Here is a 9,931-nt window from a genome sequence, read left to right on the forward strand (position 1 = left end):
GTGTTAGTTAGATCTCACAATGAAAGAAAAATGTATTATTTTGAAAGTTAATTGATGGGGTGAATGATTTTCGGTGGAAAAAAGCGCGGATTTGCGTTGTGGAGGCGCGTACCGCTTCCTTGAGGTGTTGCGGATGCTTTACCATACTGGGTTCTTATCGAACCCGTTAAATGGATGTCTCATGTTCAAGCGTCGTTATGCAGCGCTGTTGCCTGCGCTTATCCTGCTGTCTGCCTGTAGCAGCAAACCTAAGACCGAAGCCGTTCAGCAAACGGCGGGCGCGCCTTCCGGGGGATTCCTGCTGGAGCCGCAGCACAATATGATGCAGATGGGAGGCGACTTCGCGAATAACCCGGCGGCCGAGCAGTTCATCGATAAAATGGTGAGCAAACACGGTTTCGACCGCCAGCAGCTGCATGAAATTTTGTCTCAGGCGAAGCGTCTGGACTACGTTCTGCGTCTGATGGACAGGCAGGCACCATCCGCCCTGGTGCCGAGCGGGCCGAACGGCGCATGGCTGCGCTACCGCAAACAGTTTATTACCCCGGACAACGTGCAAAACGGCGTGGCGTTCTGGAACCAGTATGAAGATGCGCTCAACCGCGCGTGGCAGGTTTACGGCGTGCCGCCGGAAATCATCGTCGGGATTATCGGCGTAGAGACCCGCTGGGGGCGCGTGATGGGCAAAACCCGCATCCTCGACGCACTGGCGACGCTCTCCTTTAACTACCCGCGCCGCGCGGAGTATTTCTCTTCCGAGCTGGAAACCTTCCTGCTGATGGCGCGCAACGAGCAGGACGATCCGCTCGATCTGAAAGGGTCATTTGCCGGCGCGATGGGCTACGGCCAGTTTATGCCGTCCTCCTATAAGCAGTATGCCGTCGACTTTAACGGGGATGGTCACATTAACCTGTGGGATCCGGTGGATGCCATCGGCAGCGTGGCGAACTACTTCAAAGCGCACGGCTGGACGCCGGGCGGCCAGGTTGCCGTGCAGGCGAACGGCGAAGCGTTTGGTCTGGAAAACGGCTTTAAAACCAAATACAGCGTTGCACAGCTGACGGCGGCAGGCTTAACGCCAACCCAGCCGCTGGGCAATGTTGACCAGGTGAGCCTGCTGCGTCTGGACGTGGGAACCGGCTACCAGTACTGGTACGGCATGCCGAACTTCTACACCATCACCCGCTACAACCATAGCACCCACTATGCGATGGCGGTGTGGCAACTGGGGCTGGCGGTATCGCAGGCTCGCGTCCCGGCGGCGTCGCCGTTTAGTCAGTAACTCGCCTTATTCCGCCCTCTCCCACAGGGAGAGGGCACCCGCGCGCACCTCTTTCCCGCAGAAACATTTCGCCACACTCCCATTTCATTCCCGCCGTTTACATCTTCATCGCCTTTCATTATTGTTATGTTATAACATTATTTTTGAGTTGAAATATCCATGTCCCTGTTTTCTCTCTCATCCCCGGTTCGGCTGCTGCTGGCGATGGTGCTCATTCTGTTTCTCGGGCTGGCCGTGCGCTGGGCGGTGGCGCTGCCATGATCGTGATGAACGCACTGGTTGCGGGCTACGACCGCCAGCCCGTCACGCGTCCGCTTTCGGGCGTGATTGAACGCGGCAGCATGACCGCGATTATCGGCGCCAACGGCTGCGGCAAATCCACGCTGCTGAAAACCCTCGCCGGATTTATTCCGCCCGTCAGCGGCAGATTTCACTGGCAGGGTAGACGACCGGTAATCGGATGGCTGGCGCAGCGTCACGCGCTGGAAGCGCAGTTTCCGCTGACCGTGCAGGACGTGGTGAGCATGGGCTGCTGGCCCGGAATTTCGCTTTTCGCCGGTTTTCGTCGCGAAGCGCGTCTGCGCATTAGTGGTGCACTTGAGCGCGTGGGGCTGGAGTCGATGGCGCTCTCCACCATTGATGAACTCTCCGGCGGCCAGTTTCAGCGCATGCTTTTTGCCCGCGTGTTAGTACAGCAGGCGCCGCTGGTGATGCTCGACGAGCCCTTCACCGGCGTTGATGAAGCGACCTGCAACGTGCTGATGGATCTGATGCTGGAGATGTATATGCAGGGGCAAACGCTGCTCGCGGTACTGCACGACAGCGAGCGCGTGGCGCGCCACTTCCCGCAGACGCTGCGGCTGGATGCTGACGCCCCCCAATGGAAAACCGAACGGGTGAGGGTGGCATGATCTGGCATACATTCTTCCAGCCGTTTATCGAATTCGGCTTTATGCGCCGCGCGTTGGTGGTTTGCCTGGCGCTCTCCGTCAGCACCACCGCGCTCGGCGTGTTTCTTCAGCTGCGCCGGATGAGCCTGATGGGCGATGCGCTTTCTCACGCCATTTTGCCCGGCGTCGCCGTGGGGTATTTGCTCAGCGGGATGTCGCTGTTGGCTATGACCGTCGGCGGGTTTATCGCCGGGATTGCCGTTGCGCTGGTGGCCGGGCTGGTCAGCCGCCGCACGCCGCTGAAAGAGGATGCCAGCTTTGCCGGTTTTTACCTGGGGTCACTGGCGCTGGGCGTCACGCTGGTATCTCTGCGCGGCTCGAATGTCGATCTGCTGCATCTGCTGTTTGGCTCAATCCTCGCGGTGGACAACGACGCCGCGCTGTTTGTGACCGGCGTGTGCATCTTCACCCTTATCATGCTGGCTCTTTTTTACCGCGGGCTGGTGACGGAGGCGTTTGACACCGCCTGGCTGGAGGTGAATGCCCGCTGGCTACCAGGCGTATTGCACGGCCTGTTTCTGGCGCTGCTGGTCCTGAACCTGGTGGCCGGTTTTCAGGTGCTCGGCACGCTGATGGCCGTCGGGCTGATGATGCTCCCGGCGGTGGCGGCGCGCTGTTGGGTCCGCACCTTACCCGGATTACTCCTGATGGCTGGTATCAGCGGTATTTTCTGCGCGTGGCTGGGGCTAAGCCTCTCCTGGGCGGCAAGTTTACCCGCGGGGCCATCTATTGTGCTGACCGCCAGCGCGCTGTTCTTTATTTCCGTTTTATTTGGCACGCGCAGCAGGCTGGCTGGCAGCCTGCGGGCGCTTTATTAACGCAAGGGGAAACGATGAAAAGTACAGGATTAATCATGGCGCTAGCGCTGGGGATGATGTCGCATAGCGTGATGGCGAAAACGCTGAATGTGGTCACCAGCTTTTCGATACTGGGGGATATCGCGCAGGAGGTGGGGGGCGATCGTGTAAACGTGACGACGCTGGTGGGGCCGGACGGCGATCCGCATACCTTCGAACCGTCGCCTAAGGACAGCGCGGCGCTGAGCAAGGCTGACGTGGTCGTGGTCAACGGTTTGGGGCTGGAAGGCTGGCTCGACCGCCTGGTGAAAGCCTCCGGGTTCAAAGGCCAGCTGGTCGTTGCCTCAAACGGGGTGAAAACCCACACGCTTGAGGAAGATGGAAAGACCGTGACCGATCCGCACGCCTGGAACAGCGCGGCGAACGGTGCGCTGTATGCGCAAAATATTCTGAACGGGCTGGTGAAAGCCGATCCGGAAGACAAAGCGGCGCTGGAGGCTTCAGGAAAACCATACATTGCGCAACTGACTCAACTGGACAGCTGGGCAAAAACGCGCTTTAGCCAGATCCCGCAGGAAAAGCGCAAAGTGCTGACCAGCCATGACGCGTTTGGTTATTTTGGCCGCGCTTACGGCGTAACCTTCATGGCACCTCAAGGACTCTCTTCAGAGAGCGAGGCCAGCGCGTCGCAGGTGGCGGAGATTATCAAGCAGATTAAAGCCGACGGCGTGAAAACGTGGTTTATGGAAAACCAGCTCGATCCGCGTCTGGTGAAGCAGATTGCGTCGGCGACGGGCGCACAGCCGGGCGGCGAACTTTACCCGGAAGCCCTGTCGGCAAAAGGTGGGGCAGCAGACACCTACGTTAAGGCGTTTCGCCATAATGTCGATACGCTTGCGAACAGCATGAAATAATATTTTTACAGCCGGTGCGCCCGCACCGGCTTTTTTCTGAAGCCCCCTCGTAAAACCTGAAGCGCATCCCCATATCTGACGAGAAAGTGCTATCTTGTGCTGCACGTTTTTCTCAAGCCTGGAGCAAGAATGACTGACCATGAATTGATGCAGCTTAGCGAGATCGTTGGCCTTGCCCTGAAGCAGCGTGGCGCGACTATTACCACCGCGGAATCCTGCACCGGCGGCTGGGTGGCGAAAGCGATTACCGATATCGCCGGCAGTTCCGCCTGGTTTGAACGTGGCTTTGTGACCTACAGTAACGAAGCTAAGGCGCAGATGATTGGCGTGCGCGAAGCCACGCTGGAACAGCATGGCGCGGTCAGCGAACCGGTTGTCATTGAAATGGCCATTGGCGCGCTGAAAGAGGCGAGGGCAGATTACGCCATTTCCATCAGCGGCATCGCGGGGCCGGACGGCGGCAGCGACGTGAAGCCTGTCGGCACCGTCTGGTTCGGGTTTGCCACGTCCAAAGGGGAAGGGATCACCCGCCGGGAGTGCTTCAGCGGCGATCGCGAAAGCGTGCGTCGTCAGGCTACCGTTTATGCGTTAAAAACGCTCTGGCAACAATTTCTACAAAATACTTGATACTGTATGACTATACAGTATAATTGCACCAACAGAACAGAAGTCCATGGTGAAGCGCAGTTGCTTCTCCCGGCATGACAGGAGTAATAATGGCTATCGACGAAAACAAACAGAAAGCGTTGGCGGCAGCACTGGGCCAGATCGAAAAGCAATTCGGTAAAGGCTCCATCATGCGCCTGGGTGAAGACCGTTCCATGGATGTGGAAACTATCTCCACCGGTTCGCTTTCTCTGGATATCGCACTGGGCGCGGGCGGTTTGCCGATGGGGCGTATCGTAGAAATCTACGGTCCGGAATCCTCAGGTAAAACGACGCTGACCCTGCAGGTTGTTGCAGCGGCGCAGCGCGAAGGTAAAACCTGTGCGTTTATCGATGCCGAGCACGCGCTGGACCCGGTCTATGCCCGTAAGCTGGGCGTTGATATCGACAACCTGCTGTGTTCCCAGCCGGACACCGGCGAGCAGGCGCTGGAAATTTGTGACGCGCTGGCACGCTCCGGTGCGGTTGACGTGATCATCGTCGACTCCGTTGCGGCGCTGACGCCAAAAGCGGAAATCGAAGGTGAAATCGGTGACTCTCACATGGGCCTCGCGGCACGTATGATGAGCCAGGCGATGCGTAAGCTGGCCGGTAACCTGAAGCAGTCCAATACGCTGCTGATCTTCATCAACCAGATCCGTATGAAAATTGGTGTGATGTTCGGTAACCCGGAAACCACCACCGGTGGTAACGCCCTGAAATTCTACGCCTCTGTCCGTCTGGATATCCGCCGTATCGGCGCGGTGAAAGAGGGCGAGAACGTGGTGGGTAGCGAAACCCGCGTGAAGGTTGTGAAGAACAAAATCGCAGCACCGTTCAAACAGGCCGAATTCCAGATCCTCTACGGCGAAGGTATCAACTTCCTCGGCGAACTGGTTGACCTGGGCGTGAAAGAGAAGCTGATTGAAAAAGCGGGCGCCTGGTACAGCTACAACGGTGACAAGATTGGTCAGGGTAAAGCGAATGCTATCTCCTGGCTGAAAGAGAACCCGGCTGCGGCGAAAGAGATTGAGAAGAAGGTGCGTGAGCTTCTGCTGAACAACCAGGACTCCAAGCCTGATTTCGTGGTGGATGCCGCGGATGCTGAAGAAACCAACGAAGACTTTTAAGTCTCTCGTGTAAAGATGAAGGGCTGCTGACGCGGCCCTTTTTGCATTTCTGATTCTGCAGGTTTTTTATGAGTGAACCGACATCACGCCGACCCGCCTACGCGCGCTTGCTGGATCGTGCGGTACGCATTCTCGCCGTGCGCGACCACAGTGAACAGGAGCTGCGGCGGAAGCTGTCAGCGCCTGTCATGAGCAAAAACGGGCCGGAGGAGATTGATGCCACTGCGGAAGACTACGACCGCGTGGTGGCCTGGTGCTATGAGCATCATTATCTGGACGATGACCGGTTTGCCTCGCGTTTTCTCGCCAGCCGTGGTCGCAAAGGGTATGGGCCCGCGCGCATCCGCCAGGAGCTAGGCCAGAAAGGGGTGGCCAGGGAGTCCATCGAAAAAGCGATGCGCGAAAGCGACATCGACTGGTGCGAGTTGGCAAAAGAGCAGGCGATTCGTAAGTACGGCGAACCGCTGCCGCGTGAATTTTCAGAAAAAGTCAAAATCCAGCGCTTTTTGCTCTACCGCGGCTTTCTGATGGAAGATATTCAGGATATCTGGCGTAATTTTGCCGATTGAACGCATGCGGGATTTTACTTCCCACTAAAGAAAACTTATCTTATTCCCACTTTTTCCAGTAGCTGGTCCGTCCAACGGTTTACCGATACAGGCTGGCTACGACATTTCGTTAGCTTGATTTCAGGATAATTATGAGCAAGAGCACCGCTGAGATCCGTCAGGCGTTTCTCGATTTTTTCCATAGTAAGGGACACCAGGTTGTTGCCAGCAGCTCCCTGGTACCGAACAACGATCCGACTCTGCTGTTTACCAACGCCGGGATGAACCAGTTCAAGGATGTGTTCCTTGGTCTCGACAAGCGTAATTATTCCCGCGCCACAACCTCACAGCGTTGCGTGCGTGCGGGCGGTAAACACAACGACCTGGAAAACGTCGGTTACACCGCGCGCCACCACACCTTCTTCGAAATGCTGGGTAACTTCAGCTTCGGCGACTACTTCAAACATGATGCCATTCAATACGCATGGGAGCTGCTGACCGGTGAAAACTGGTTCAACCTGCCGAAAGAGCGTCTGTGGGTGACCGTCTACGAAACCGATGACGAAGCGTTCGAAATCTGGGAAAAAGAAGTGGGTATCCCGCGCGAGCGTATTATTCGCATCGGTGATAACAAAGGCGCGCCATATGCGTCTGATAACTTCTGGCAGATGGGCGACACCGGTCCTTGCGGTCCGTGCACCGAGATCTTCTACGATCACGGCGACCATATCTGGGGCGGCCCTCCAGGCAGCCCGGAAGAAGACGGCGATCGCTATATTGAGATCTGGAACATCGTCTTCATGCAGTTCAACCGCCAGGCTGACGGCACCATGGAGCCGCTGCCGAAGCCATCCGTTGATACCGGTATGGGCCTGGAGCGTATCGCCGCGGTTCTGCAGCACGTTAACTCCAACTACGAGATTGACCTGTTCAGCACTCTGATCAAAGCCGTTGCGAACGTTACCGGCGCGACCGATCTGAACAACAAATCGCTGCGCGTTATCGCAGACCATATTCGTTCATGTGCGTTCCTGATTGCCGACGGCGTTATTCCGTCGAATGAAAACCGTGGCTACGTGCTGCGTCGTATCATTCGCCGTGCGATCCGTCACGGCAACATGCTGGGCGCGAAGGACACCTTCTTCTATAAACTCGTTGGGCCACTGATTGGCGTGATGGGGTCAGCCGGCGACGAGCTGAAACGCCAGCAGGCGCAGGTTGAGCAGGTTCTGAAAACCGAAGAAGAGCAGTTCGCTCGTACGCTGGAGCGCGGTCTGGCGCTGCTGGACGAAGAACTGGCGAAGCTTAAGGGCGACACGCTGGATGGCGAAACCGCTTTCCGCCTGTACGACACCTACGGCTTCCCGGTTGACCTGACGGCGGACGTTTGCCGCGAGCGCAACATCAAAGTTGATGAAGCAGGCTTTGAAGCCGCGATGGAAGAGCAGCGTCGTCGTGCGCGTGAGTCCAGCGGTTTCGGTGCAGACTACAACGCGATGATCCGCGTTGATAGCGCGTCTGAATTCAAAGGTTATGAAGCGCTGGAACTGACCGGCAAAGTGACCGCCCTGTTTGTTGACGGTAAAGCCGTAGACAGCATCAGCGCGGGTCAGGAAGCCGTCGTCATTCTGGACAAAACGCCGTTCTATGCGGAATCCGGCGGTCAGGTTGGCGATAAAGGCGAACTGAAAGGCAACGGTTTTAGCTTCAGCGTCAGCGACACCCAGAAATACGGTCAGGCGATCGGTCACCAGGGCAAACTGGTATCCGGTTCTCTGAAAGTGGGCGAGGGCGTACAGGCTAACGTTGATGAAGCACGCCGTGCGCGCATTCGTCTGAACCACTCTGCAACCCACCTGATGCACGCAGCCCTGCGCGACGTGCTGGGTACCCACGTTGCACAGAAAGGTTCTCTGGTAAACGATAAAGTGCTGCGCTTCGACTTCTCGCATTTTGAAGCGATGAAGCCGTCTGAAATTCGCGCGGTGGAAGACCTGGTGAACGCGCAGATCCGTCGTAACCTGCCAATTGAGACCCACATCATGGATCTTGAGGACGCGAAGAAAAAAGGTGCGATGGCGCTGTTTGGCGAGAAATATGACGAGCGCGTTCGCGTGCTGAGCATGGGCGACTTCTCTACCGAACTGTGCGGCGGTACTCACGCCTCGCGCACCGGTGACATCGGCCTGTTCCGCATTGTTTCCGAATCCGGTACGGCTGCAGGTGTGCGTCGTATTGAAGCGGTGACCGGTGAAGGCGCAATCGCCAGCCTGCATGCGCAGAGCGATCAGCTGCACGACATCGCGCAGCTGCTGAAAGGCGATAGCCAGAATCTGGGCGAGAAAGTGCGCGTTGCGCTGGATCGTACTCGTCAGCTGGAAAAAGAGCTGCAGCAGCTGAAAGAGCAGGCTGCGGCGCAGGAGAGTGCAAACCTCTCCAGTAAAGCGGTAGACATTAAGGGCGTCAAACTGCTGGTCAGCGATCTGGCGGGCGTTGAGCCTAAGATGCTGCGTACTATGGTCGACGATCTCAAGAACCAGCTTGGTTCTACCGTTATCGTGCTGGCGACAGTGGCAGAAGGTAAGGTTTCTCTGATTGCGGGCGTCTCTAAGGATGTGACCGACCGCGTTAAAGCAGGGGAACTGATTGGTATGGTCGCTCAGCAGGTGGGCGGCAAGGGTGGCGGTCGTCCGGACATGGCGCAAGCCGGTGGTACGGATGCGGCGGCACTTCCTGCGGCATTAGCCAGCGTTGAAAGCTGGGTAAGCGCGAAACTGTAATAACTACAAAGCACAAGCAGACGCCATAGCGGCAACGTTATGGCGTCTTGTTCACTGTGCTATCGATAACGATAAAGTCAGGTTGAGTTTGTGTATATCGGCTAAACTTACGTTTAACAGAATGTGATGCCGTGACTGCTTACACTTTACGTGTTTGTCATCGCTTACTTTTTGGCGTTATATGATGGATAATGCCGGGATACAAGAGACCCGACTCTTTTAATCTTTCAAGGAGCAAAGAATGCTGATTCTGACTCGTCGAGTTGGTGAGACCCTCATGATTGGGGATGAGGTCACCGTGACAGTTTTAGGGGTAAAGGGTAACCAGGTACGTATTGGTGTTAACGCTCCTAAAGAAGTATCTGTCCACCGTGAAGAGATCTACCAGCGTATCCAGGCTGAAAAATCCCAGCAGTCCAGTTACTGATATTGTCGCGTCTCGCTGTCGGGCGAGACGCAACCCTCCCGCTATTTTTCCTGCTCAAAGTTACCGTTTAATTTCAATCGCTCTCTTTTTAACCACTCCGTTACCCTTAACTCGTCTCAATACCGCCATTTCGGCAGATGTTTTCTGTGGCATTGCCTGCAAAATCCGCTTATAAAACACCCTCTTTGCGGCTTTTACATGCGAATTGCGTGTGATTTGTGCAAACGATAAAAGCTTTTGGAAAATTGTTTGACTTATAAGTCCCAGAAAGTAATATATGCGCCACGCAGCGACGAGAAGCTCTTAACGAGTTGCTCGAAGCACTCGAAAGAGGCGTTGTGTGGTGAGGTGGCCGAGAGGCTGAAGGCGCTCCCCTGCTAAGGGAGTATGCGGTCAAAAGCTGCATCCGGGGTTCGAATCCCCGCCTCACCGCCATTTTGCATCCGTAGCTCAGCTGG

9 protein-coding genes and 1 tRNA gene are annotated in these 9,931 nt (G+C 56.4%); all 10 read left to right on the plus strand.

Translation table 11 applies throughout. The annotated features are described in order from the left end of the window. The first annotated feature begins 181 nt into the window (after positions 1 to 181). Positions 182 to 1,282, plus strand: a complete 1,101-nt coding sequence (mltB, locus tag IM284_RS20350; protein WP_193055873.1) for a lytic murein transglycosylase B — start codon at positions 182 to 184, stop codon at positions 1,280 to 1,282. Positions 1,283 to 1,539: 257 nt separating this feature from the next. Next, entirely contained in the window at positions 1,540 to 2,193 is a 654-nt protein-coding gene (locus IM284_RS20355; RefSeq protein ID WP_028014193.1) for a metal ABC transporter ATP-binding protein, read from the plus strand. Next, positions 2,190 to 3,050 carry a metal ABC transporter permease gene (locus IM284_RS20360; protein WP_047367509.1) on the plus strand — a complete coding sequence of 287 codons (861 nt, stop codon included), beginning with the start codon at positions 2,190 to 2,192 and terminating at the stop codon, positions 3,048 to 3,050. The genes IM284_RS20355 and IM284_RS20360 overlap by 4 nt, the downstream gene beginning before the upstream one ends. A 14-nt stretch (positions 3,051 to 3,064) precedes the next feature. Continuing rightward, positions 3,065 to 3,943 carry a metal ABC transporter substrate-binding protein gene (locus IM284_RS20365; protein ID WP_028014191.1) on the plus strand — a complete coding sequence of 293 codons (879 nt, stop codon included), beginning with the start codon at positions 3,065 to 3,067 and terminating at the stop codon, positions 3,941 to 3,943. Between the two features lie 129 nt (positions 3,944 to 4,072). Continuing rightward, positions 4,073 to 4,570, plus strand: a complete 498-nt coding sequence (gene pncC, locus IM284_RS20370) for a nicotinamide-nucleotide amidase (protein ID WP_028014190.1) — start codon at positions 4,073 to 4,075, stop codon at positions 4,568 to 4,570. 89 nt (positions 4,571 to 4,659) lie between these two features. Next, complete coding sequence (gene recA, locus IM284_RS20375) at positions 4,660 to 5,718, plus strand: recombinase RecA (protein ID WP_028014189.1); 1,059 nt, start codon at positions 4,660 to 4,662, stop codon at positions 5,716 to 5,718. Positions 5,719 to 5,786: 68 nt separating this feature from the next. Next, positions 5,787 to 6,287 carry a recombination regulator RecX gene (recX, locus tag IM284_RS20380; RefSeq protein WP_047367510.1) on the plus strand — a complete coding sequence of 167 codons (501 nt, stop codon included), beginning with the start codon at positions 5,787 to 5,789 and terminating at the stop codon, positions 6,285 to 6,287. A gap of 131 nt (positions 6,288 to 6,418) precedes the next feature. Next, positions 6,419 to 9,046, plus strand: coding sequence for an alanine--tRNA ligase (gene alaS, locus IM284_RS20385; protein ID WP_028014187.1), 2,628 nt, complete (start codon positions 6,419 to 6,421; stop codon positions 9,044 to 9,046). Between the two features lie 241 nt (positions 9,047 to 9,287). Then, positions 9,288 to 9,473 carry a carbon storage regulator CsrA gene (gene csrA / locus IM284_RS20390; protein ID WP_000906486.1) on the plus strand — a complete coding sequence of 62 codons (186 nt, stop codon included), beginning with the start codon at positions 9,288 to 9,290 and terminating at the stop codon, positions 9,471 to 9,473. A gap of 342 nt (positions 9,474 to 9,815) precedes the next feature. Continuing rightward, positions 9,816 to 9,908 (plus strand) — tRNA-Ser (locus IM284_RS20395). Positions 9,909 to 9,931 lie beyond the last annotated feature (23 nt).

The sequence above is a fragment of the Enterobacter cloacae complex sp. P12RS genome (assembly GCF_014895875.1).
In the GTDB taxonomy this organism is placed as follows: domain Bacteria; phylum Pseudomonadota; class Gammaproteobacteria; order Enterobacterales; family Enterobacteriaceae; genus Enterobacter; species Enterobacter bugandensis.

Excerpts from the sequence above, each read along its gene's own strand:
- mltB (WP_193055873.1), top strand. The coding sequence starts at position 182 with ATGTTCAAGCGTCGTTATGCAGCGCTGTTGCCTGCGCTTATCCTGCTG.
- IM284_RS20355 (WP_028014193.1), top strand. The coding sequence starts at position 1,540 with ATGATCGTGATGAACGCACTGGTTGCGGGCTACGACCGCCAGCCCGTC.
- IM284_RS20360 (WP_047367509.1), top strand. The coding sequence starts at position 2,190 with ATGATCTGGCATACATTCTTCCAGCCGTTTATCGAATTCGGCTTTATG.
- IM284_RS20365 (WP_028014191.1), top strand. The coding sequence starts at position 3,065 with ATGAAAAGTACAGGATTAATCATGGCGCTAGCGCTGGGGATGATGTCG.
- pncC (WP_028014190.1), top strand. The coding sequence starts at position 4,073 with ATGACTGACCATGAATTGATGCAGCTTAGCGAGATCGTTGGCCTTGCC.
- recA (WP_028014189.1), top strand. The coding sequence starts at position 4,660 with ATGGCTATCGACGAAAACAAACAGAAAGCGTTGGCGGCAGCACTGGGC.
- recX (WP_047367510.1), top strand. The coding sequence starts at position 5,787 with ATGAGTGAACCGACATCACGCCGACCCGCCTACGCGCGCTTGCTGGAT.
- alaS (WP_028014187.1), top strand. The coding sequence starts at position 6,419 with ATGAGCAAGAGCACCGCTGAGATCCGTCAGGCGTTTCTCGATTTTTTC.
- csrA (WP_000906486.1), top strand. The coding sequence starts at position 9,288 with ATGCTGATTCTGACTCGTCGAGTTGGTGAGACCCTCATGATTGGGGAT.